Origin of the sequence: Variovorax humicola (genome assembly GCF_037889915.1) — a bacterium.
In the GTDB taxonomy this organism is placed as follows: Bacteria; Pseudomonadota; Gammaproteobacteria; order Burkholderiales; family Burkholderiaceae_C; genus Variovorax; species Variovorax humicola.
The window spans coordinates 489883-512000 of sequence record NZ_JBBKZV010000001.1; the positions used below are offsets into that span (position 1 = coordinate 489883).

The window sequence follows — 22118 nt, forward strand, 5'->3', positions numbered from 1 at the left end:
GAGGGCAATCCTGAGGTTTCACGAAGGGCGGCCCTTCGTGCCGGTAACGCCCTCTCCCGTGTGCGGGGGAGGGTCGGGGGAGGGCAATTGCCCTGATTATCGACTAGCCGCGTTCTTTGCGGCAGCCGCAGGCAACGCATCCAGCGCCTGGCGGATACCCGCCAGGAATTCGCCGACCACCGGCACCACCTTCTCTCGTGGCTGTTCTTCGATCAACTGGATGATTTTGGTGCCGATCACGACGGCATCTGCCGCCGAACCGACCGCTTGCGCCGTGTGCGCATCGCGAATGCCAAAGCCCACGCCGACCGGAATGCTCACATGGGTGCGGATGCGCGGAATCATCTGGCCGACCGCATCGGTGTCCAGGTGCCCCGCGCCGGTCACGCCCTTGAGCGACACGTAATAGACGTAGCCACTCGCCAGTCGCGCCACCTGCGCCATGCGCTCGTCGGTGCTGGTGGGGGCCAGCAGGAAGATCAGGTCGATGTTCGCGGCGCGCAATGCGGCGGCGAAGTCTTCGCATTCCTCGGGCGGGTAGTCGACGATCAGCACGCCGTCGACGCCCGCAGCCGAAGCATCGCGCACGAAGGCGCCCTTGCCATGGATGCCGTCGTAGCGCTCGACCGGGTTCGCGTAGCCCATCAGTACGACCGGCGTGCGGGTGTCGGACTTGCGGAAGTCGGCGACGATCGCCAGCACCTGCTTCATGCCGATTCCGAGCGCCAGCGCCGCTTCGCCCGCTTTCTGTATGACCGGGCCGTCGGCCATCGGATCAGAGAACGGAACGCCGAGTTCGATGACGTCCGCGCCGGCCTTGACCATGCCGTGCATCAACTCGGGCGTGATGTCGGAAAAGGGGAAACCGGCCGTCACATAAGGAATCAGCGCGCGACGGCCGTCTTTCTTCAGGGCCTCGAAGGTTGCAGCAATCCGGCTCATGCCTTGCCTCCCTTCACTTGCAGGCCGCGCATCGATGGGCGGTCATAGAAATCGACGCCGGACAGGTCGGCCACGGTACCGATGTCCTTGTCCCCCCGGCCCGAGAGATTGACGAGGATGGATTGATCAGGTCGCATGGTCTTGGCAAGCTTCATGGCATAGGCCATCGCATGGCTCGATTCGAGCGCCGGGATGATGCCTTCGGTGCGGCACAGGTAGTGGAAGGCGTGCAGCGCCTCTTCGTCGGTGATGCCGACGTATTCGGCACGGCCGACGTCGGCAAGGTACGCGTGCTCCGGGCCCACGCCGGGGTAGTCCAGGCCGGCGCTGATGCTGTGGGTCTCGGTGATCTGGCCGTCCTCGTTTTGAAGCAGGTAGGTGCGGTTGCCATGCAGCACGCCCGAACTGCCGCGCAGGATCGATGCCGAATGCTTGCCGCTGTCCAGTCCTTCGCCAGCGGCTTCGACGCCGATGAGACGCGTGTTCTTGAACGGGATGTACGGATAGAAGATGCCCATCGCGTTGCTGCCGCCGCCGACGCAAGCCACGACCACGTCGGGCTGCTTGCCCTCGGCCTCGCCGGTCATGCCTTGCGCCGCCAGCATGGCCGGCATCTGGTCGATGCACTCGGTGCCGATCACGCTCTGGAAGTCGCGCACCATGGTCGGGTAAGGGTGAGGTCCGGCGACGGTACCGATGATGTAGAAGGTGTTTTCGACGTTGGTGACCCAGTCGCGCATCGCTTCGTTGAGCGCGTCCTTCAGCGTCTTGCTGCCCGACTCCACCGGCACGACGGTGGCGCCCAGCAGGTTCATGCGGTAGACGTTGGGGCTCTGGCGCTTCACGTCCTGGCTGCCCATGTAGACCACGCATTCGAGGCCGTAGCGCGCGCAGATGGTCGCGGTTGCCACGCCGTGCTGGCCGGCGCCGGTCTCGGCGATCACCCGCGGCTTGCCCATGCGCTTGGCCAGCATCGCCTGGCCGATCACGTTGTTGATCTTGTGGGCGCCTGTGTGGTTGAGGTCTTCGCGCTTCAGGTAGATCTGCGCGCCGCCCATTTCCTTGCTGGTGCGTGCCGCGTGGTACACCGGCGAGGGCCGGCCGACGAAGTGCTTCAGTTCGTAGTGGAATTCGGCGAGGAAGGCCGGATCGTCCTTGAAGCGCGCATAGGCGTCGCGCAGTTCGTTGATCGCATGGGTGAGCGTTTCGCTCGCGAAGGTGCCGCCGTAGGGGCCGAAGTGGCCGCTGGCGTCGGGTTGCTGGTAGGTGGTCGTGTCCATGGTTTCCATTCGTTGGCCGCAGCCCACGCGGATTACATGGGTGCGATGTCAGGTGGAGGAATCGGCCGCACGCACTGCGGCGATGAATTCGCGGATCTTGCCGGCGTCCTTGATGCCCTTGGAGGCTTCCACGCCGGAACTCACGTCAACGGCCAGCGTCTTGCAACGCGGCCGCAGCGCACGGATGCCATCGCCGACGTTGGCAGGCGACAACCCACCAGACAAGACGAGGTGAGCGTTTGCGACGTGTGGAAGGTGTGACCAATCGAATGCCTTGCCGCCTCCGCCAAAGCCCTCGACATGGGCGTCGAGCAGGATGGCCTGGGCGTTGGAGAAATCTGCCGCGTATTTTACGAGGTCGAACCGGGCGCCGGCCGGGCCGATCGGGATGCGGGCGGCACGCAGGTAGCGAAAGCGGCCATTGCCTGCACCGGCGTCGCATCGGGCGGGCGTTTCATCGCCGTGGAACTGGGCCATGGCGCCGGGCACGAGAGCGAGCGAAGCGATGGTGGTTGCGGCGTCCTCATTGACGAACAACAGCACGGGTGTCACGAAGGGTGGCAACCGGGATGCGAGTTGCGCAGCCCGCTCGGCCGTCACGGCGCGTGGGCTTTTCGGATAGAGCACGAAACCGATGGCGTTGGCACCGGCTTCGACTGCGGCGTCGACGTCCTGCTCGCGGGTGAGTCCGCAAATCTTGATTCGAGTGATGGTCATGCCCAGCCATCATAGGCAGGGCGATCACTCTGCATCGTGGCCTCGGCCGGCAGGCCCCACCTGGCGTCGTACAACGGGCCGAGAAAATAGAGGCCATCGGGAGAGAACGTCGGTGCAGCGACCCCACGGCTGCGCGCCGCCAGCACCTCACCGATCCATTCGGGGCGCTCGTCTCCGTGGCCGACGCGCACCAGGCAACCCATGATGTTGCGGATCATGTGGTGCAGGAACGCATCCGCCTCGAACTCGAATTGCCACCGGCAGCGCTCGCCTGTGCCGATTCGCGTGATCTCGATGCGCCGCAGGTTCTTGACCGGCGATTTCGCCTGGCAGGCCGAGGCGCGAAACGAACTGAAGTCGTGCTCGCCAACCAGTTGCTTGGCGGCGGCGCGCATCGCATCGCCATCGAGCGTTCTCATCGACCAGCCCACGCGGCCCGCTTCCAGGCTGGGCCGCACCGGCGATTGGGACAGCAGATAGATGTAGCGCCGCGCAAGCGCATTGGCTCGGCAATGGAATTCGTCGGGCACTGGAACGGCCCATTGCACGGCGATGTCGTCCGGCAAGAAGCGGTTGGTGCCGCGCACCCACGAATTGGGCGTGCGCTCGATGTCGGTGTCGAAGTGGATGACTTGCAGGATGCCATGCACACCGGCATCGGTGCGACCCGCGCAAAGGGTACCGATGCGTTGCTGGGCAAAGGCCGCGAGGGCCTTCTCCAGCTTGTCTTGTACCGTGAGGCCCGAGCGCTGGCTCTGCCAGCCTTGATAGCCCTGACCGTTGTAGCGAATGCCGAGGGCCAGCCTCACAGTGCAACGGTCAAGGGCATGGCCCTGATCAGGCGAGTTGCGTCAGCAACTGCCTGGCTTCGGCCTTGAGGTCGCCGGTGGCTTCGTTCGCCACTTCCTCGACCAGCGAGCGGGCGCCTTCGGCATCGCCGATGGCTTGCAGTTCACGCGCCAGCGACAGCTTGATGGCGTGCGGGCTCTCATGCGGGTCGTCGTGCCCTTCGAGGCGGCCGGGGCCGGTTTCGAGGGGCGCGCGGCCGGTCATCGAACTCATGTCGAATTCGACGAAGCCAGTGTCGCCAGGCAAGCCCGCGCGCAGCGTGGCCGGCTGGGTGCGCTCCTCATCGAGGCGCGAGGCGCGACGGTGCGATTCCAGTGCCGCGGGCGCCGTGTCGAAGTCGTTGACAAAGTCCGTGATGTTCTGGTTGCCGTCGTCGAGCGGGGCGCGTACGGTGCGCTCGTAGTCGTCGGGGTCCGCGATCGGCGGCCGGGCCGGCGGCAGGCTGGCGCTCGGCGGCGCCGGCACCGGGGCGGGCGCTGGTGCCTTGATGGTTGGAGCATTCAGGTCGAAATCGAAGTCCAGCGGGGCAACCGACGGCACGAAGGCCGGTGGCGATGCAACCGGCTCGCGCGCGATTCGCTTTGTCGGCAAATCGAGCGGCATGGTGACCGGATCGTCGGCGCCGGCGAGGGGCGTCGCAGTCGCTGCCTGCTGGCGCACGCCGGATTGGTACAGCGGATTGCCCGGGTCCAGTTCGCGACCCATTTCGACCACGCGGTTCCATTCGGTGCCGGTGCCGCCGGTCAGCTTGTGTACATCGGCGGCCATGGCTTCATAGGCGCGGAGGTCGCGGCGCTTGGCATGGATTTCGAGAAGCTTCAGGTGGATGGCGGTGCGTTCGGGCGTGGCACGCAGGGCCTCGCGCAGAATTTCCTCGGCTTGCAGGTCGCGGCCATAGGCAAGGTAGACATCGGCTTCGGCCACTGGGTCCACGTCGCCTGCATCGAGTTGGCTCGGCGAGTACGAGAGCGACGATGCCGTCGCGCCGCGGTTCTTGGTGTCGACCGATTCGCCACCGCTGGCGCCGAAGAACGAATCCTTCGGAATGCGGCTTTCCAGGAATACGCTGTCGCCGGCGTCCTGGCGCTTGCGGCCGAGCACGCGATAGAGCAGGAAGCCGATGAGCAGCGCGATCAACCCCGCGGCACCCAGCATCAACGGGTTGTCCATCAACTCCGCGAAGAAGCCGCGTTCGGCCGGCGCCGGGACCTTCACGGGCGTGGCGGCTGGTGGCTTGGCGACGGCAGGCGACGCAGGGGCTGCGGCAGGCGGCGCGGGCGGAGTGGTTTCAGCCGTTGGGGGCACTGCTGGCGGTGCGGTGACAGGCACCGTCACGCCGGGCGCTGGCGCCGGAGCGGGCGCGGCAGCGGTCGGCGCGGCGCCTGATGGCACGGCAGCGGGCGTTGCAGGCGTTGCGGCGGACGGCGCGGATGAACTCGTCGCGCTCTGCAACTTGTTCAACTCGGAGATGTTTTTCGACAGTTCGGCTACGCGCGAACTGGTGTCCTTGGCTTGGCGTTCCGCCGCCAGCTTTTCGTCGGCGGCCTTGGCCGATGTGCCAGGCGACACGGTGAGCCTGTCGGGCGTGGCAACGCCGGCATTGCGGTCCTCGACATTGGTCTGGACCTTGCCGCCGGCCCGGCGATCGGCGAGCCCCACCCGGGAGGTCGGCGCGTTCCCGGCCAGGCGCTGGCGGTAGTCGTTGAAATCGCGGCTTTGCGCGGTCACCGTCTGGCGGGCCTCCTCGGGCGGTGTCGCGGCGGCCTGCGCGGCGCTCGGCACGGTGATGATGGCACCGGCCTTCATCCGGTTCACGTTGGCGCCGAGGAAGGCATCCGGGTTGTTTCGCAGCATCGCCACAAGCATCTGGTCGAGCGACACGTCGGCCGGCTTGTAGGCGCCGGCGATCTTGCTGGCGGTGTCGCCGGGACGAACCGCGACTTGCTGGCCATCGCCAGTGCCGGCCCGCACGGCGCGTTCGGGCGCCGCGGCGGGCGCGGCGGCGGGCGCGGCGGCGGGCGCGGGGCGCGGGCGAGGGGCTACCTGCGCCACGGGCGGCGCCGCGGGAGCGGGAACAGGAGCAAGGGCCGCGCGTGTCGGTGGCGCGCTCTGGATCTGGGGTCCGACCGGGCTGACCGGGTTGACCGGTGCCACTGCAGCGGCCTGGCGGCTGCGCGGCGGGTCGAGCAGCACGGTGTAGTCGCGTACGACACGACCTCCGCCCCAATTGGCCTCCAGCAGCAGATCGATGAAGGGATCGTTGAGCGAGCGGTTGCCGTTCAGGCGGATGAAGTAACGACCATCGGCACGCCGTTGCAGGACCATGCGAACGTCGGCCAGGGCGGAGTTGTATCCGACGCCCGCCGCCTGGAAGGCTCCGGGCGACGCAATATTGAGCCTCAGGCTATCGGCTTCCGCAGCGCTGATCTCGGTGACGTCGATCTCGGCGCGCAGCGGCTCGCCGAGTGTCGACTGCACGTTGAGCCGGCCCAGCGCCAGCGCGCTGGCATCCATGCTAACGACTCCCAGAGCGAGCGCGATCGCCGCACTCAGCAGCGAGAGCTGACCGCTGCCCGACGACGTCGAGATGGGCAGGATGACCGGATTCGGTTTCACATGCAGCAGAGGTCTTGTCATGCTCATAGGGGGCACGATGGCCCGGAAGTGTAAGGGAACGTTAACACCATCACCCCCCAGTGACAAGGCAGCAGCTTAGATCAGACCAGTGCGCGCCAACTTCAATGGTAGAAACCCGTGGCTGTTTTACAACGGAGGGCTTCTGGTTCAAGCGTCAAGCAGGATGCGCAGCATACGACGCAATGGCTCAGCAGCGCCCCACAGGAGTTGGTCGCCGATTGTGAAGGCTCCGACGTATTCCGGCCCCATCGCCATTTTGCGGATGCGGCCGACAGGGATATTCATGGTACCGGTGACGGTGACGGGCGTCAGGTCCTTGACAGTGTCTTCACGCGTGTTGGGCACGACCTTGACCCAGGCATTGTCGGCGGCGACCAGCGCCTCGATATCGGCCAGGGGCACGTTCTTCTTGAGCTTGAAGGTCAGCGCCTGGCTGTGGCAGCGCATCGCGCCGACGCGCACGCAGAAGCCATCGACCGGCGTCGCCGCGGTGCCGAAGCCCGGGCCCTGGCCGAGGATCTTGTTGGTTTCGGCGCCGCCCTTCCATTCTTCCTTGGACATGCCCCATTCGGCATCGTCCTGCGCCTTGCCGATGCCGAGGTCCTTGTCGATCCAGGGGATCAGCGAGCCGCCCAGTGGCGCGCCGAAATTGGCCGTCTCCGCGGCCGACAGGTTCTGCTGCTTGTGCAGCACCTTGCGGTCGATCTCGAGGATGGCGGACTTCGGATCGTCCAGCAGTGCCTTGACTTCCGAGTTGAGCGTTCCGAATTGCGTCAGCAACTCGCGCATGTGCTGTGCGCCACCGCCGGACGCGGCCTGGTAGGTCATGCTGGTCATCCACTCGACCAGGCCGGCCTTGTAGAGCGCGCCCACGCCCATCAGCATGCAGCTCACCGTGCAGTTGCCGCCGATCCAGTTCTTGCCGCCCTTGGACAGTGCGTTCTGGATGACCGGCAGGTTGACCGGATCGAGAATGATGATCGCGTCATCCTTCATGCGCAGCGTCGAGGCGGCGTCGATCCAGTGGCCGTTCCAGCCGGCAGCGCGCAGCTTGGGGAAAACCTCGGTCGTGTAGTCGCCGCCCTGGGCGGTGATGACGATGTCGCACTTCTTCAGCGCGTCGATGTCGTACGCATCCTTCAACATGGTTTCGTTCTTCGCCATCGACGGGGCCTTGCCGCCCGCGTTGGAGGTCGAGAAGAACAGCGGCTCGATGAGGCCGAAGTCGCCTTCGGCCTGCATGCGATCCATGAGGACCGAGCCGACCATGCCGCGCCAGCCTACCAGGCCGACCAGGGGTTGAGATGCGTACGCCATTTGATTGAATGCCCTTGTCAAAAAAAGAAAAGTTGTTTCTCTTTGCGCCCGGCTCGTCGAGCCGGGTGGGCGTGACGAAGCGGGCTGCGGTTAGCCGGTAATCGTCTTTTTGGTGATCGCTGCGACGACCGCGTCACCCATTTCGCGGGTGCCGACGCGCTTCGTGCCTTCCGACCAGATGTCGCCGGTGCGCAGGCCGGAGGCCAGCACCTGCTGGACCGCCGACTCGATACGAGCGGCAGCTTCGGGTTGGTTGAGGGAGAAGCGGAGCATCATGGCAGCAGACAGGATTGTAGCCAAAGGATTTGCAACCCCCTTGCCTGCAATGTCGGGCGCGCTGCCGTGGCTTGGCTCGTACAGGCCCTGGTTGCTCGAATTCAGCGAGGCCGACGGCAACATTCCGATCGAACCAGTGAGCATGGCGGCCTCGTCCGACAGGATGTCGCCGAACATGTTGCCGGTGACCACCACGTCGAACTTCTTCGGCGCCTTCACGAGCTGCATGGCCGCGTTGTCGACGTACATGTGGTCGAGTTCGACGTCCGGATATTCCTTGCCGACCTCGGTGACGATGTCTTTCCAGAACTGGAAGGTCTCGAGCACGTTGGCCTTGTCGACGCTGGTCACGCGCTTGCTGCGCTTGCGCGCGGCCTGGAACGCGACGTGCGCGATGCGCTCGACCTCCGGGCGCGAGTAGCGCATCGTGTCGAAGGCTTCATCGGCGCCGGGGAAGTGGCCGTCGACGGCGGTGCGGCGGCCGCGCGGCGCGCCGAAGTAGATGTCGCCGGTCAGCTCGCGGATGATGAGGATGTCCAGGCCGGAGATCAGCTCGGGCTTGAGGCTCGACGCGCCGACCAGTTGCTCATAGCAGATCGCAGGACGGAAATTGGCGAACAGGCCGAGGTTCTTGCGCAGGCCGAGGATGGCCTGTTCAGGGCGCAGCGGGCGATCGAGCTTGTCGTATTTCCAGTCGCCGACGGCGCCGAACAGCACGGCGTCGGATTCCTTCGCGAGCTTGAGCGTCGACTCGGGCAGCGGATGGCCGTGCGCTTCGTAGGCTGCACCGCCAACGAGGGCGGTTTCCATCTCGAGCTTCAGGTCGAGGACACCGAGCACGCGTACCGCTTCCGCAACGATTTCGGTGCCGATGCCGTCACCGGGAAGAACTGCGATTTTCATGAGAGTCAGAGGTTGTTGATTGTTTTGATGTAGAGCAGTCCTGCTGAGGTCGGAGCTCAGCTCACCATCGTGTGCGCCAGCCAGGGCTTGGTGGCAAGGCGTTCCTTTTCGAAAGCCTCGATCTTGTCCTTGTGGCGCAGCGTGAGTCCGATGTCGTCGAGCCCGTTGATGAGGCAGGACTTGCGGAACGCCTGCACGTCGAACGGCAACTCGACGCCGTCGGGCTTGATCACGACTTGCCGCTCGAGGTCGATGGTGAGCTGGTAGCCGGGGAAGGCGAACACTTCGTCGAACAATTGCGCGACTTGCGCTTCAGGCAGCACGATAGGCAGCAGGCCGCTCTTGAAGCTGTTGTTGAAGAAGATGTCGGCATAGCTGGGCGCGATGATGACGCGGAAGCCGTACTGGTCGAGTGCCCACGGCGCATGTTCGCGCGAGGAGCCGCAACCGAAGTTCTGGCGTGCCAGCAGGACCGACGCGCCGGCATAGCGTGGCTGGTTCAGCACGAAGTCCGGGTTTGGTTTGCGGCTGGCCGGGTCTTGTCCAGGTTCACCCGTGTCCAGGTAACGCCAGGCGTCGAACAGATTGGGTCCGAAGCCTGTCTTCTTGATCGACTTGAGGAATTGTTTGGGAATGATCGCGTCGGTGTCGACGTTCTCGCGGTCCATCGGGGCCACGAGGCCTTTGTGAATTGTGAATGCTTTCATGAGTTTTTACCCAGTGTTCAAAGTAGTGCCCCGCGTGGGGTGCATCAAACTAACGTGAAGAATAGAGCCAAGACAATCAGGCCCGCGCCAGCACCTGCAAACACCGAACTGAAGGAACGAAGCCTGTCACCGATGAGACCGCAAACAAGGAGCAACGCCGCCAGCGCAATGGGCAGTACGACCGGCCAAAGATAGAGGGGTGAGATCCAACTACCGAATAGCGCCCAACCGAAAAAAAACGTTGCACCAAGCCCTGCAAAAACTGCAAAGAAGCCGCAGGTCAAACCGAGAAGTTCACGCTTCGAGCTTACGGCCCCACCTTGGGCCGGCGCCTTGTTGGAACTGGTTGACGACATGGTGGACAGGCGCCTCATAGGTTTCTGACGTCCACGAAGTGGCCGCGCACCGCCGCCGCGGCGGCCATCGCGGGACTCACGAGATGCGTTCGGCCACCGGCGCCCTGGCGGCCCTCGAAGTTGCGGTTGCTGGTCGATGCACAACGTTCGCCGGGCTCGAGGCGGTCGGCGTTCATCGCGAGACACATCGAGCAGCCCGGTTCGCGCCATTCGAAGCCGGCGGCCTTGAAGATCTGGTCGAGGCCTTCGCGCTCGGCCTGCTCCTTCACGAGACCGGAGCCAGGCACCACCATCGCGAGCTTGACGTTCCGGGCGACCTTCTGGCCGAGCTTCTTCACGACGGCAGCGGCTTCGCGCATGTCCTCGATGCGGCTGTTGGTGCAGGAGCCGATGAACACCTTGTCGACGAAGATGTCGTTCATCGGCTTGTTGGGCTCCAGGCCCATGTAGGTCAGCGCGCGTTCCATGGCGCCGCGCTTGTTGGCATCCTTTTCCTTGTCGGGATCGGGCACGCGGCCGGTGATCTCGATGACCATTTCGGGCGAGGTGCCCCACGTGACTTGCGGCGGAATCTTTGCCGCGTCGAGTTCGACCACGAGGTCGAAGTGCGCGCCGGGGTCGGAGTGCAGCGTCTTCCAGTACGCGACGGCCTGGTCCCACTCCACGCCGGTGGGTGCGAGGGGGCGGCCCTTGACGTAGCTGATGGTCTTCTCGTCGACCGCCACGAGGCCCGCACGCGCGCCGGCTTCGATGGCCATGTTGCAGACCGTCATGCGGCCTTCCATGGTCAGGTCGCGGATGGCCGAACCTGCGAATTCGATCGTGTAGCCGGTGCCGCCGGCGGTGCCGATCTTGCCGATGATCGCGAGCACGATGTCCTTGGCGGTGCAGCCCAGCGGGAGTTTTCCCTCGACCTTCACGAGCAGGTTCTTTGCCTTCTTGGCAAGCAGCGATTGCGTGGCCATCACATGCTCGACTTCGCTCGTGCCGATGCCGTGCGCGAGCGCACCGAATGCGCCATGCGTCGATGTGTGCGAGTCGCCGCAGACCACCGTCATGCCCGGCAGCGTCGCGCCCGACTCGGGGCCGATCACGTGCACGATGCCCTGGCGCTTGCTCAGGAACGGGAAGAACGCGGCCGCGCCGAATTCGGCGATGTTGTGGTCGAGCGTGGTGACCTGTTCCTTGCTGGTCGGGTCGGTGATGCCGTCGTAGCCGCGCTCCCAGCCGGTGGTGGGCGTGTTGTGGTCGGCCGTGGCCACGACCGAGCTGATGCGCCACAGCTTGCGCCCGGCCTCGCGCAGGCCTTCGAAGGCTTGCGGGCTGGTGACTTCATGCACCAGGTGGCGGTCGATGTAGAGGATCGCGGTGCCGTCTTCCTCGGTGTGGACGACGTGTTCGTCCCAGATCTTGTCGTAGAGCGTGCGTGCCATTTGGGCCTTCTTTCGTGGGGATGTGATTGTCTTGTTTTCAAGCGGCCAGTTCGGCGGCCGCGGCGGGTTCGCGGGCCGCTTCGCCGCAGGCTTGCAAATGCGCGACCAGCGTGCGCGCGGCTACGGGCAGTGTCGAAAAATCTCGCGCGACGAGTTGGATCTCCCGCTTCGCCCAGGTGTCGGTGAGCGCCACGCTGGTCAGCCGGCGGCCGACACCGCCGCGCATCAAGTCGAACGCCTGGCCCGGCATCACGCCGATGCCAAGGCCGTTTTCGATCATGCGGCACATCGCGTCGAGGCCGGTGACATGGATGCGCAGCTTGATGGTGCGGCCGGCATCGAGCGCGGCCTGGCGCGTGGCAACGTAGATCGAGCTGTTGGTGTGCAGGCCAACGTGGTCATGGACGAGCGAGTCGACGAAAGCGATCGGGCCTTCGCCCGCGAGGGGGTGCCCGGCGGGCACGATCAGCACGAGGTGATCGCGGCGGTAGGGCAGGGCCTGCAATTCGGTTTCGCCGTCTGCCACGTTGCAGATGCCGAGGTCGGACGCCCCCTCTTGCACCGCGCGCAGCACTTCGCTGCTGAGGTGCTCTTCGAGGTCGATCTTGATGGCTTCGTGCGCCCGCCGGAAGGCGCCGAGGTCTTCCGGCAGGAATTGCACGATGGCCGAGATGTTGGCATGCACGCGCACGTGACCGCGCACGCCGTCTGCGTATTCGCTGAGCTCGCCCTGCATCTTTTCGAGGCTGTAGAGCACCGATCGGGCGTGGTGGAGCAGGCTCTCGCCGGCCGGCGTCAGGTCGACGCCGCGGGTGTGGCGATAGAGCAGGGGGGTGTTGAGCGTCGCTTCGAGATCCGACAGGCGCTTGCTGACCGCCGAAGCCGCGATGAACTCGCGTTCCGCCGCGCGGCCAATGCTGCCGAGCTCGCACACAGCCACGAAGAGCTGCAGCGAAGTCAGGTCGATCCGGCGGACGAAACTGCGTTCAGAGGTGTTCACGGGGCGTTCGAGCCATCGCAACGGGCGATGTAGCGGAGCGCCATTTTGCTAGAGAAAGGTCAGCATCGTCATCGCGATCCGCGATGACACTGCTGCTGCCTCAAGATGAAAAAAGCGGGCTTCCCTCGCCCGCCTGGTCAGTCGAAGACGTGAACCCGACGTCAGTTCTTCTTTTCGGCGGCGTTCTCGACCTTTTGGCCAGCCTTTTGCACGTCCTGGCCGGCACCCTTCATGGTGTTGCAGCCAGACAGCGGGATGCTGAAGGCGAACGCGACGGCCATCAGAGCAGCGATTTTTCTCATTTCAGACTCCTTCGAACAAGTGGTTGAGCGAGATGCGTGGAGTGATCCCTCCGCCTTGAAGGCTAAGGACGCAGGCCCACCGGCCGTGTCAGCCAAAACGCAAAAGGGCTGCCCGAAGGCAGCCCTTTGGAGGGTGAGGCGTATGCCCCCTCGTCGACGCTCAGCGCGTGGCGATCGGTTGCACGTCGCGCTTGACCGAGCCTTCGAACAACTGGCGCGGGCGGCCGATCTTGTATTCCGGGTCGCCGATCATTTCGTTCAACTGGGCGATCCAGCCGACCGTGCGGGCGAGCGCGAAGATCGCGGTGAACAGCGGCACCGGGATGCCGATGGCGCGCTGCACGATGCCCGAGTAGAAGTCGACGTTCGGGTAGAGCTTGCGCGAGACGAAATATTCGTCTTCCAGGGCGATTTTTTCGAGCGCCATGGCCAGCTTGAACAGCGGGTCGTTTTCCAGGCCCAGTTCGCTCAGCACTTCCTTGCAAGTCTCTTGCATGAGCTTGGCGCGCGGGTCGTAGTTCTTGTAGACGCGATGCCCGAAGCCCATCAGCTTGACGTTCGAGTTCTTGTCCTTGACCTGCTTGATGAACTCGCCGATCTTCTCGACGCCGCCGGCCTTCTGGATGTCGTAGAGCATGTTGAGCGCCGCTTCGTTGGCGCCGCCGTGGGCCGGCCCCCAGAGGCAGGCCACGCCGGCTGCGATGGCGGCAAACGGGTTGGTGCCCGACGAGCCGCACAGCCGCACCGTCGAGGTGGACGCGTTTTGTTCGTGGTCTGCGTGCAGGATGAAGATGCGGTCGAGTGCGCGCTCGAGGACCGGGCTCACGTGGTACGGCTCGCACGGCGTGGCGAACATCATGTGCAGGAAGTTGCCGGCGTAGCTCAGGTCGTTCTTCGGGTACATGTACGGCTGGCCGATCGTGTACTTGTAGGCCATGGCGACCAGTGTCGGCATCTTCGCGATCAGGCGGATGGCAGCAATCTCGCGGTGCTTCGGATTGTTGATGTCCGTGCTGTCGTGATAGAAGGCCGACAGTGCGCCAACGAGGCCGGTCATGATGGCCATCGGATGGGCATCACGGCGGAAGCCGCGCAGGAAGAACTGCATCTGCTCGTTGACCATCGTGTGATTGGTCACCAGCTTCGTGAAATCCTTCTTCTTGGTTTCATTCGGGAGCTCACCGTACAGCAGCAGATGGCAAGTTTCCATGAAGTCGCAGTTGGTCGCGAGCTGTTCGATGGGATAGCCGCGGTACAGCAACTCGCCTTTGTCGCCGTCGATGTACGTGATGGCCGACTGGCACGATGCAGTCGACATGAAGCCCGGGTCATAGGTGAACATGCCGGTCTGGGCGTAGAGCTTGCGGATGTCGATGACGTCCGGTCCGATCGAGCCCTTGTAGATCGGCAGGTCGATGTTGTCGGTGCCGTTGCTGAACGACAGCGTGGCCTTGGTGTCAGAGGCTTTCATTGAGGCTTTCTTTCGTCAAATAAACATTCTGGAAGGGCTTGCACGCGTTCAGACGCGCAAGAGATGCAACAAATCGACCACATCCGGTCCGGCCAACGCGGGCTCAGGCTCCTTGCGTCTCAGCAACAAGTCGAGGAGATCATGGTCCGACAGGTCCATCAGGGCTTCCATTGCCTGCGCCTGTCCAACAGTCAAGCTGGATTCATGCCGCTCGAAGAAGCGGGCGATGAACAAATCGTTTTCGAGCAAGCCGCGCCGGCAGCGCCATTTCAGCTTGCTCAGCGCGCGGACGCCGAGGGGCTGGTCGAGGTTGTCGGTGGCTTGCATGGCGGACAGCGATCTGATGTTTAGATGGCGCGGCGGACCATCAATTCCTTGATCTTGCCGATTGCCTTGGTCGGGTTGAGGCCCTTGGGGCACACGTCGACGCAGTTCATGATCGTGTGGCAGCGGAACAGGCGGTACGGGTCTTCCAGGTTGTCCAGGCGCTCGCCGGTGGCTTCGTCGCGGCTGTCGGCGATGAAGCGGTAGGCCTGCAGCAGGCCGGCCGGGCCGACGAACTTGTCGGGATTCCACCAGAAGCTCGGGCAGCTCGTCGAGCAGCTTGCGCACAGGATGCACTCGTAGAGGCCGTTGAGCTCGTCGCGCTCCTCGGGCGACTGCAGGCGCTCCTTCTCGGGCGGCACGGTGTCGTTCTGCAGGTACGGCTTGATCGAGTTGTACTGCTTGAAGAACTGCGTCATGTCGACGATCAGGTCGCGAATGACAGGCAGGCCGGGCAGCGGCTTCAACGTGACCACGCCCTTGAGCGTGTTCATGTTGGTCAGGCAGGCGAGGCCGTTCTTGCCGTTGATGTTCATGGCATCCGATCCGCAGACGCCTTCGCGGCAGGAGCGGCGGAACGACAGCGTCGGATCTTGCGCCTTGAGCTTCATCAGGGCGTCGAGCAGCATGCGTTCGTGACCGTCGAGTTCGATCTCGATGGTCTGCATGTACGGCTTGGCATCCTTGTCCGGGTCGTAGCGGTAGATCTTGAAAGTGCGCTTCATCGTGGTTTTCCTGTTCTTGATCTTCAGAAGGTCCGGACCTTCGGGGGCACGGACGCGACGGTGAGCGGCTGCAGCTTGACCGGCTTGTACGACAGGCGATTGCCTTCGCTGTACCAGAGCGTGTGCTTCATCCAGTTGGCATCGTCGCGGCCGAGCGGCGCGACCGGATCGTCCGCCGGACGTTCGTAGTCTTCCACCGTGTGGGCGCCACGGCATTCGCGGCGAGCCGCGGCGGAGACCATCGTGGCTTGCGCCACTTCGATCAGGTTGTCGACTTCAAGCGCCTCGATGCGCGCGGTGTTGAACACGCGGGACTTGTCCTTGAGCGTTACGGCGCGGACGCGTTCGCGTACGGCGGCGATCTTCTGGACGCCTTCGTCCATCGAGGCCTGCTTGCGGAACACGGCTGCGTGCTGCTGCATCACGGCGCGGATTTCGCCGGCGACATCCTGTGCATAGAGGCCGTCCGTGGAGCGTTCCAGCTCATTGAGACGAGCTAGCGAGCGGTCGGCGGCGTCGTCGGGCAGCGGCTTGTGTTCCTGGTTCTTGTCGTTGTACTCGACGATGTGGTTGCCGGCAGCACGGCCGAACACCAGCAAGTCGAGCAGCGAGTTGGTGCCCAGGCGGTTGGCGCCGTGCACGCTCACGCAGGAGCATTCGCCCACCGCATAGAGGCCGTTCACCACGGCGCTGTTTTCTTCGCCCTGCTGGATGACGACCTGGCCGTGGATGTTGGTCGGGATGCCGCCCATCTGGTAATGGATGGTCGGCACGACCGGGATCGGTTCCTTGGTAATGTCGACGTTGGCGAAGTTGACGCCGATTTCGTACACCGACGGCAGGCGCTTGTGGATGGTCTCGGCGCCCAGGTGGTCGAGCTTGAGCAGCACGTAGTCCTTGTTCGGACCGCAGCCTCGGCCTTCCTTGATTTCCTGGTCCATCGAGCGGGACACGAAGTCGCGCGGCGCCAGGTCTTTCAGCGTGGGCGCATAGCGCTCCATGAAGCGTTCGCCGTTGCTGTTCAACAGGATCGCGCCTTCGCCGCGGCAGCCTTCGGTCAGCAGCACGCCGGCGCCGGCCACGCCGGTCGGGTGGAACTGCCAGAACTCCATGTCCTGCAGCGGGATGCCCGAGCGTGCCGCCATGCCGAGGCCGTCGCCGGTGTTGATGAAGGCGTTGGTCGAAGCGGCAAAGATGCGGCCGGCGCCGCCGGTGGCGAGCAACACGGTCTTGGCCTGCAGGATGTGCAGGTCGCCGGTTTCCATTTCGAGGGCGGTGACGCCGACCACGTCGCCGTCGGCGTCGCGGATCAGGTCGAGCGCCATCCACTCGACGAAGAATTGCGTTCGGGCTTCGACGTTCTTCTGATAGAGCGTGTGCAGCATCGCGTGGCCGGTACGGTCGGCCGCGGCGCAAGCGCGCTGTACCGGTTTTTCACCGTAGTTGGCGGTATGGCCGCCGAACGGACGCTGGTAGATCGTGCCGTCGGGATTGCGGTCGAACGGCATGCCGAAGTGCTCGAGCTCGTACACGACCTTCGGTGCTTCGCGGCACATGAATTCGATCGCGTCCTGGTCGCCGAGCCAATCCGAACCCTTGATGGTGTCGTAGAAGTGGTAGTGCCAGTTGTCTTCGCTCATGTTGCCGAGCGAGGCGCCGACGCCACCTTGCGCGGCGACGGTGTGCGAGCGGGTCGGGAACACCTTGGAGAGCACGGCGACGTTCAGGCCGGCGCGCGCCAGCTGCAGCGAGGCGCGCATGCCGGAGCCGCCGGCGCCCACGATGACGACGTCGAACTTGCGCTTGGTGATTTGGTCTTTTGTATAGGTCATGGGAATCAGGCCTTCCGCCGGGCCGTGCCAAGGGGGGCGAAGTGATGAGCGTGGGGGTTCATGTTTCAGGCCTTCCGCCGGGCCGCCCCAAGGGAGGCCTGCGCCCCCGCGGGGGGCAGCGAATACACGAAGTGATGAGCGTGGGGGTTCATGTTCACACCCTCCAGAGCACTTGGATGGCCCAACCCGCGCAACCGACAAGCCAGACGAGCGTAAAGATTTGAAGCAGGAGGCGAATGCTGACCGGCTGGACGTAGTCCATCCAGATGTCGCGCATGCCGACCCACACGTGGTACAGCAGCGAGACGATGACCGCGAAAGTCAGGACTTTCATCCACTGTGTCGAAAAGATGCCGGCCCATTTGTCGTAGCCGATGTTGCCCGTCGTGAACAGCACCTGGCCGAGCAGGATGAGCGTGAAGAGCGCCATCAGGCCGCCCGTGATGCGCTGGCTGAGCCAGTCGCGAAGTCCGTAGTGCGCGCCGACGACGATGCGCTTGGAGCCGTAGTTCACTGCCATGTCGAGTCCTCAGTAAGCGCCGAACAGCTTCAGGCCGAGCGCGATGGTCAGGAGGATGCTGATCGTCAACGTGGCGATCGCCGAGGTCTTGCCGAACTCCTTGGTCACTGCGGAATGGCTCACGTCCATCCACAAATGGCGCAGGCCGGCAACGAAGTGGTGAAGGTAGGCCCAGATCAAGGCAAGCGCAACCAGCTTGATCAACACGCCCGGAACAAACCAAAGGCCGCTATTGAACGCGGCCTTGAACTTTTCAAAGGAAATCTGGGAGCTGATCGAGGTATCGAACATCCAGATGATGAACGGCAGCAGCAGGAACATCAAGAAGCCGCTGATGCGGTGCAGGATCGACACGATGCCGGCCGGAGGCAGGCGGTAGGTGCTCAGATCCTTGAATGCGTTGATGTTGCGGAACTCGCGGCGTGGGGGCCGTGGGGAGGAGGCAAGCTCGGTCATGGGAGGCTTTCGTTGCTTTTCGTGGGGGACGGCTTGGTTCTGAAGGCAAATGCAAACAACGAAAAATTGTATTGCAATGCACCATGGCGCAACGTTGCGTCGTGCATCGGCACGGTGCATCGCTCGGGGACTCTGGATTTCGGAAGCGTTTGCGGCATGTCATTACCCGTGTCATCTACCCGAGTTGGTTCCTGTAGTGGTGCGTGTCGGTGCGGTACAGGCCGCGTCGGAGTTCCATGGGCGTGTCGTGATAGGTGTAGGCCACGCGTTCGACGCTCAACAGAGGCGTTGCGCTGGTGATGCCCAGCAGCACCGCCTGCGCGTCGTCGGGCAGCACCGCGCGGATTTTCTCCTCGGCGCGGACCATGTGCACGCCAAATTCGGCTTCAAAAAGTGAATACATCGGGCCACGCCAGCCGGCAAGGCGCTCGGCTGTCAGCCCTTTGAATGACACGCCGGGCAGCCACAGGTCTTCCAGGATGGTCGGCACGCCGCCATAGGCGAGCACGCGGCGCACCTGCAGCACGGCGTCGCCAGTGCGCAACGAGAGGGCGCGTGCCACGTCGGCGGCGGCGCGCAGGCGCTTGCAATCCACGATGGTGCGCTCGGCCGGGCCTTCCGTGTTGAGGTCGCCGCTGTCGGGCACCAATTTCAGGAAGCGGTATTGCACATGCTGCTCGGTGTGCGTCGCAACGAAGGTGCCCCTGCCCTGGCGGCGCACCACGAGGTTGTCGGCGGCCAGCTCGTCGATGGCCTTGCGCACCGTACCCTGGCTCACCCGGAAGCGGGCGGCCAGGTCCATTTCGCTGGGAATCGGTTCGCCCGGCTTCCACTCGCCGGCTTGCAGTCTTTGCAGGATCAGCGCCTTGATCTGCCGGTACAGGGGGCTGAACGATGGCGTCGACGTATCTGACAGGGCGGAAAGGGGCGTGTTCATGACGTGGGAAAGCGCAGCGATGGCGCTGGAATGGCCCCTATCTTATATAAGACATAAGACATGCGCCACCAAAACGCCTTTTGGGGCCTAAAATGCCGGCCGGTTTTGCGCGCACGGGTCCCGGGCCCTGCACGACCCGTGGAATTTGCGAGAAAGCCGCGGGGCGCATCCTCACTTTTCATCACCTTCTGGAGACTTCCCATGAGCAAAAAGCCCGTCCGCGTTGCCGTCACCGGTGCAGCCGGCCAAATCGGTTACGCCCTGTTGTTTCGCATCGCTTCGGGCGAAATGCTGGGCAAAGACCAGCCGATCATCCTCAACCTGCTGGAAGTGCCGGTCGAAGGCCCGCAAAAGGCGCTCAAGGGCGTGATGATGGAACTGGAGGACTGCGCCTTTCCACTGCTGGTCGGCATGGAAGCCCATAGCGACCCGATGACCGCCTTCAAGGACGCCGACTACGCGCTGCTGGTCGGTTCGCGCCCCCGCGGCCCCGGTATGGAACGTGCTGAATTGCTGGCCGTCAACGGCGCCATCTTCACCGCGCAAGGCAAGGCGCTGAATGCCGTTGCCAGCCGCAACGTCAAGGTGCTGGTGGTCGGCAACCCGGCCAATACCAACGCCTACATCGCCATGAAGAGCGCGCCGGACCTGCCGCGCAAGAACTTCACCGCCATGCTGCGCCTGGACCACAACCGCGCTGCCAGCCAACTCGCCGCCAAGACTGGCAAGGCCGTGGCCGACATCGAGAAGCTCACCGTCTGGGGCAACCATTCGCCCACGATGTACGCCGACTACCGCTTCGCCACCATCAACGGCGAAAGCGTCGCGAAGATGATCAACGACCAGGAATGGAACGCCAATACCTTCCTGCCGACGGTCGGCAAGCGCGGCGCTGCCATCATCGAGGCGCGCGGCCTGTCTTCTGCTGCTTCGGCCGCCAACGCCGCCATCGACCACATGCGCGACTGGGCCCTGGGCACCAATGGCAAGTGGGTCACGATGGGCATCCCGTCCGACGGCCAGTACGGCATCCCGAAGGACACGATGTTCGGCTTCCCGGTTACTTGCGAAAACGGCGAATACAAGCTCGTCGAAGGCCTCGAAATCGACGCCTTCAGCCGGGAACGCATCAACAAGACGCTCGAAGAACTGCAAGGCGAACAAGCCGGCGTCGCCCACTTGCTGTAATTCGCGGCATGCTCGACTGGAACCCCGCGCTCTATTCCCGCTTCGAGGATGAGCGCACCCGCCCCGCACGCGACCTGCTCGCGCGCGTGGCGATGGATCCGGCGGGCGTGGCCAACGTGGTCGACCTGGGCTGCGGCCCGGGCAATTCGACCGAACTGCTGGTGGAGCGCTTTCCGCATGCGTCGGTTGTCGGCACCGACAACTCCGAGGCCATGTTGGACAAGGCGCGCGAGCGCCTGCCTGCAGCGACTTTTCAGCTCAGCGATATCCAGGACTGGCAGCCAGACGTCGCGCCCGACCTGATTTACGCGAATGCCTCCCTGCAATGGGTGCCCGGGCACGAAACCCTGTTCCCGCGCTTGCTGGACGCCTTGGCGCCCGGCGGCACGCTGGCCATCCAGATGCCGGACAACCGCGACGAGCCCACGCACCGGTTGATGCGCGAACTGGCGGCCAAGGCGCCATGGGCGAAGGCGATCGGCGACTTCTCCCGCTTTCGCACCGAACTGATGGCGCTCGACGGCTACTACGACCTGCTCGCGCCGTTGGCAGAAAGCATCGACGTCTGGCGAACCGCGTACCAGCATCCGATGGAATCGCCAGCCGCGATCGTCGACTGGGTGCGCGGCACCGGTCTCAAGCCTTTTGTCGACAGGCTGTCGCCCGAACTCCAAGAAAGCTACCTCGCCGCCTACGAGCGGCGCATCGACATGAACTACCCCGAACGCAGCGACGAGAAGCGGCTGCTGGCCTTTCCCCGCATGTTCATCGTGGCGCGCAAGGCATGAGCGCAGTGCCGGGCCGCCCCAAACAAGCTCGCACCGCAGTGCGCAGCACGGAGGTTATCGAAATGAGCGCAGTGCCGGGCCGCCCCAAACAAGCTCGCACCGCAGTGCGCAGCACGGAGGTCCTCAAATGAACGCGGTATCGCCTACCGACGCCATCCGACCGGGAGACGTGCTGCGCGCGGCGCAGGCCGGCTCGGTCGTGCTGCCTGTATGCGACCACTACAGCGGCGTCGAAGCGCGCATGAAGAAGAGCCTTGCCCTGCAGGTTGAGCTGGCCGAGGAGTTCGGAGCCTGCGTATTCGACGTCACGCTCGATTGCGAAGACGGCGCGCCGGTCGGCGGCGAAGCCGAGCATGCGGCGCTCGTGACCGAACTCGCGCTGGGCGCCGCGCCCGGCATGCGCGTCGGCGTGCGCGTGCATCCGGTCGACCATGCGGCATTCGAGGCCGACGTGGCCACCATTGCAGGGCTGGCCGGGAAGCGGCTCAGCCACATCATGGTGCCGAAGGTCGAATCGTTTGCCGATGTCGTGCAGGCCGCCGCCGCGCTGGATGCCGCGGGCGCCACCGAACTGCCGCTGCAGGTGCTCATCGAATCGCCGCTGGCTGTGCACAATTCCTTCGACATCGCTTCGCACCCGCGCGTGCAGTCGCTCAGCTTCGGCCTGATGGATTTCGTCTCGGCGCATGCGGGCGCGATCCCCGCCGAGGGCATGGCGGCGGCGGGCCAGTTCACGCATCCACTGGTGGTGCGCGCCAAGCTCGAGATTGCGTCCGCCGCGCATGCGCATGGCAAGGTGCCGTCCCATTGCGTTGTCACTGAGTTCACCGATATTGACGCCATGCGTGCCGCTGCGCGACGTGCGGCCGGCGAGTTCGGCTATACGCGCATGTGGAGCATCCACCCGAACCAGATCCGCCCGATCCTCGACGCCTTTGCGCCGGGAGAAAGGCAGATCGAAACCGCGACGAAGATCGTCGCTGCTGCCGAGCGCGCCAACTGGGCGCCCGTTAATTTCGAAGGCGTATTGCACGACCGCGCGAGCTACCGCCTGTTTTGGCAAGTGCTCGAGCGCGCGCACGCTACCGGCCGTGCCTTGCCTTCGGAGGCAAGGGCATGGTTCGCCGCCCCCACCAAATCCTGATTGCTCCAAACACT

At 64.4% G+C, this 22118-nt stretch carries 22 protein-coding genes; 3 read left to right on the plus strand and 19 right to left on the minus strand.

Features of this window, described 5'->3' with window-relative positions:
- Positions 1–96 precede the first annotated feature (96 nt).
- The 19 genes from trpA to WKW80_RS02410 form a co-directional block, all read right to left on the minus strand.
- Entirely contained in the window at positions 97–942 is an 846-nt protein-coding gene (gene trpA, locus WKW80_RS02320; RefSeq protein ID WP_340361899.1) for a tryptophan synthase subunit alpha, read from the minus strand.
- Positions 939–2222 (minus strand): tryptophan synthase subunit beta, encoded by a 1284-nt coding sequence (trpB, locus tag WKW80_RS02325; RefSeq protein WP_422822841.1) that lies wholly within the window; start codon positions 2220–2222, stop codon positions 939–941. Before trpB ends, trpA begins: the two co-directional genes overlap by 4 nt.
- Positions 2223–2270: 48 nt before the next feature.
- Positions 2271–2939, minus strand: a complete 669-nt coding sequence (locus WKW80_RS02330; protein WP_340361901.1) for a phosphoribosylanthranilate isomerase — start codon at positions 2937–2939, stop codon at positions 2271–2273.
- Positions 2936–3748: a tRNA pseudouridine(38-40) synthase TruA gene (gene truA / locus WKW80_RS02335; protein WP_340361902.1), complete on the minus strand. Its 813-nt coding sequence runs from the start codon at positions 3746–3748 to the stop codon at positions 2936–2938. Before truA ends, WKW80_RS02330 begins: the two co-directional genes overlap by 4 nt.
- 28 nt (positions 3749–3776) lie before the next feature.
- Positions 3777–6425 (minus strand): motility hub landmark protein FimV, encoded by a 2649-nt coding sequence (locus tag WKW80_RS02340; protein WP_340361903.1) that lies wholly within the window; start codon positions 6423–6425, stop codon positions 3777–3779.
- 147 nt (positions 6426–6572) lie between these two features.
- A complete protein-coding gene (gene asd, locus WKW80_RS02345) occupies positions 6573–7742 on the minus strand; it encodes an aspartate-semialdehyde dehydrogenase (protein ID WP_340361904.1) in 1170 nt (389 codons plus the stop codon).
- A 90-nt stretch (positions 7743–7832) separates the two neighbouring features.
- Complete coding sequence (gene leuB / locus WKW80_RS02350; RefSeq protein WP_340361905.1) at positions 7833–8921, minus strand: 3-isopropylmalate dehydrogenase; 1089 nt, start codon at positions 8919–8921, stop codon at positions 7833–7835.
- 56 nt (positions 8922–8977) lie between these two features.
- Entirely contained in the window at positions 8978–9628 is a 651-nt protein-coding gene (gene leuD / locus WKW80_RS02355) for a 3-isopropylmalate dehydratase small subunit (protein WP_340361906.1), read from the minus strand.
- Between the two features lie 44 nt (positions 9629–9672).
- Positions 9673–9984: a hypothetical protein gene (locus WKW80_RS02360; protein ID WP_340361907.1), complete on the minus strand. Its 312-nt coding sequence runs from the start codon at positions 9982–9984 to the stop codon at positions 9673–9675.
- A 14-nt stretch (positions 9985–9998) separates the two neighbouring features.
- Complete coding sequence (gene leuC / locus WKW80_RS02365; RefSeq protein ID WP_340361908.1) at positions 9999–11417, minus strand: 3-isopropylmalate dehydratase large subunit; 1419 nt, start codon at positions 11415–11417, stop codon at positions 9999–10001.
- Between the two features lie 37 nt (positions 11418–11454).
- Positions 11455–12417 carry a LysR family transcriptional regulator gene (locus WKW80_RS02370; protein WP_340361909.1) on the minus strand — a complete coding sequence of 321 codons (963 nt, stop codon included), beginning with the start codon at positions 12415–12417 and terminating at the stop codon, positions 11455–11457.
- A 161-nt stretch (positions 12418–12578) separates the two neighbouring features.
- Entirely contained in the window at positions 12579–12719 is a 141-nt protein-coding gene (locus WKW80_RS02375; protein ID WP_340361910.1) for an entericidin A/B family lipoprotein, read from the minus strand.
- A 160-nt stretch (positions 12720–12879) separates the two neighbouring features.
- Positions 12880–14190: a citrate synthase gene (gltA, locus tag WKW80_RS02380; protein ID WP_340361911.1), complete on the minus strand. Its 1311-nt coding sequence runs from the start codon at positions 14188–14190 to the stop codon at positions 12880–12882.
- A 48-nt stretch (positions 14191–14238) separates the two neighbouring features.
- A complete protein-coding gene (locus tag WKW80_RS02385) occupies positions 14239–14517 on the minus strand; it encodes an FAD assembly factor SdhE (RefSeq protein WP_340361912.1) in 279 nt (92 codons plus the stop codon).
- Positions 14518–14537: 20 nt separating this feature from the next.
- Positions 14538–15239 (minus strand): succinate dehydrogenase iron-sulfur subunit, encoded by a 702-nt coding sequence (locus WKW80_RS02390; protein WP_340361913.1) that lies wholly within the window; start codon positions 15237–15239, stop codon positions 14538–14540.
- A gap of 23 nt (positions 15240–15262) precedes the next feature.
- Positions 15263–17071 carry a succinate dehydrogenase flavoprotein subunit gene (sdhA, locus tag WKW80_RS02395; protein ID WP_340361914.1) on the minus strand — a complete coding sequence of 603 codons (1809 nt, stop codon included), beginning with the start codon at positions 17069–17071 and terminating at the stop codon, positions 15263–15265.
- A gap of 154 nt (positions 17072–17225) precedes the next feature.
- On the minus strand, positions 17226–17591 hold the full coding sequence (gene sdhD / locus WKW80_RS02400) for a succinate dehydrogenase, hydrophobic membrane anchor protein (RefSeq protein ID WP_340361915.1): 366 nt from the start codon (positions 17589–17591) through the stop codon (positions 17226–17228).
- Between the two features lie 9 nt (positions 17592–17600).
- Positions 17601–18047 carry a succinate dehydrogenase, cytochrome b556 subunit gene (sdhC, locus tag WKW80_RS02405; protein ID WP_340361916.1) on the minus strand — a complete coding sequence of 149 codons (447 nt, stop codon included), beginning with the start codon at positions 18045–18047 and terminating at the stop codon, positions 17601–17603.
- Positions 18048–18222: 175 nt separating this feature from the next.
- On the minus strand, positions 18223–18984 hold the full coding sequence (locus WKW80_RS02410; protein WP_340361917.1) for a GntR family transcriptional regulator: 762 nt from the start codon (positions 18982–18984) through the stop codon (positions 18223–18225).
- A 201-nt stretch (positions 18985–19185) separates the two neighbouring features.
- On the opposite strand from WKW80_RS02410, the gene WKW80_RS02415 reads away from it, so the two are divergent.
- The 3 genes from WKW80_RS02415 (at position 19186) to WKW80_RS02425 (ending at position 22104) form a co-directional block, all read left to right on the plus strand.
- Positions 19186–20172 carry a malate dehydrogenase gene (locus tag WKW80_RS02415; protein WP_340361918.1) on the plus strand — a complete coding sequence of 329 codons (987 nt, stop codon included), beginning with the start codon at positions 19186–19188 and terminating at the stop codon, positions 20170–20172.
- Between the two features lie 8 nt (positions 20173–20180).
- Entirely contained in the window at positions 20181–20960 is a 780-nt protein-coding gene (tam, locus tag WKW80_RS02420) for a trans-aconitate 2-methyltransferase (RefSeq protein WP_340361919.1), read from the plus strand.
- Positions 20961–21087: 127 nt separating this feature from the next.
- Positions 21088–22104 (plus strand): HpcH/HpaI aldolase/citrate lyase family protein, encoded by a 1017-nt coding sequence (locus WKW80_RS02425; RefSeq protein ID WP_340361920.1) that lies wholly within the window; start codon positions 21088–21090, stop codon positions 22102–22104.
- Positions 22105–22118: the final 14 nt, after the last annotated feature.

Bases quoted from the DNA above. Each gene is read 5' to 3' on its own strand.
- WKW80_RS02410 (WP_340361917.1), bottom strand. From the start codon at position 18,984: ATGAACACGCCCCTTTCCGCCCTGTCAGATACGTCGACGCCATCGTTC.
- WKW80_RS02330 (WP_340361901.1), bottom strand. From the start codon at position 2,939: ATGACCATCACTCGAATCAAGATTTGCGGACTCACCCGCGAGCAGGAC.
- leuC (WP_340361908.1), bottom strand. From the start codon at position 11,417: ATGGCACGCACGCTCTACGACAAGATCTGGGACGAACACGTCGTCCAC.
- WKW80_RS02425 (WP_340361920.1), top strand. From the start codon at position 21,088: ATGAACGCGGTATCGCCTACCGACGCCATCCGACCGGGAGACGTGCTG.
- gltA (WP_340361911.1), bottom strand. From the start codon at position 14,190: ATGAAAGCCTCTGACACCAAGGCCACGCTGTCGTTCAGCAACGGCACC.
- WKW80_RS02385 (WP_340361912.1), bottom strand. From the start codon at position 14,517: ATGCAAGCCACCGACAACCTCGACCAGCCCCTCGGCGTCCGCGCGCTG.
- sdhC (WP_340361916.1), bottom strand. From the start codon at position 18,047: ATGACCGAGCTTGCCTCCTCCCCACGGCCCCCACGCCGCGAGTTCCGC.
- asd (WP_340361904.1), bottom strand. From the start codon at position 7,742: ATGGCGTACGCATCTCAACCCCTGGTCGGCCTGGTAGGCTGGCGCGGC.
- WKW80_RS02375 (WP_340361910.1), bottom strand. From the start codon at position 12,719: ATGAGAAAAATCGCTGCTCTGATGGCCGTCGCGTTCGCCTTCAGCATC.
- leuD (WP_340361906.1), bottom strand. From the start codon at position 9,628: ATGAAAGCATTCACAATTCACAAAGGCCTCGTGGCCCCGATGGACCGC.
- leuB (WP_340361905.1), bottom strand. From the start codon at position 8,921: ATGAAAATCGCAGTTCTTCCCGGTGACGGCATCGGCACCGAAATCGTT.
- sdhA (WP_340361914.1), bottom strand. From the start codon at position 17,071: ATGACCTATACAAAAGACCAAATCACCAAGCGCAAGTTCGACGTCGTC.
- trpA (WP_340361899.1), bottom strand. From the start codon at position 942: ATGAGCCGGATTGCTGCAACCTTCGAGGCCCTGAAGAAAGACGGCCGT.
- WKW80_RS02340 (WP_340361903.1), bottom strand. From the start codon at position 6,425: ATGACAAGACCTCTGCTGCATGTGAAACCGAATCCGGTCATCCTGCCC.
- WKW80_RS02415 (WP_340361918.1), top strand. From the start codon at position 19,186: ATGAGCAAAAAGCCCGTCCGCGTTGCCGTCACCGGTGCAGCCGGCCAA.
- trpB (WP_422822841.1), bottom strand. From the start codon at position 2,222: ATGGACACGACCACCTACCAGCAACCCGACGCCAGCGGCCACTTCGGC.
- WKW80_RS02390 (WP_340361913.1), bottom strand. From the start codon at position 15,239: ATGAAGCGCACTTTCAAGATCTACCGCTACGACCCGGACAAGGATGCC.
- tam (WP_340361919.1), top strand. From the start codon at position 20,181: ATGCTCGACTGGAACCCCGCGCTCTATTCCCGCTTCGAGGATGAGCGC.
- sdhD (WP_340361915.1), bottom strand. From the start codon at position 17,591: ATGGCAGTGAACTACGGCTCCAAGCGCATCGTCGTCGGCGCGCACTAC.
- WKW80_RS02360 (WP_340361907.1), bottom strand. From the start codon at position 9,984: ATGTCGTCAACCAGTTCCAACAAGGCGCCGGCCCAAGGTGGGGCCGTA.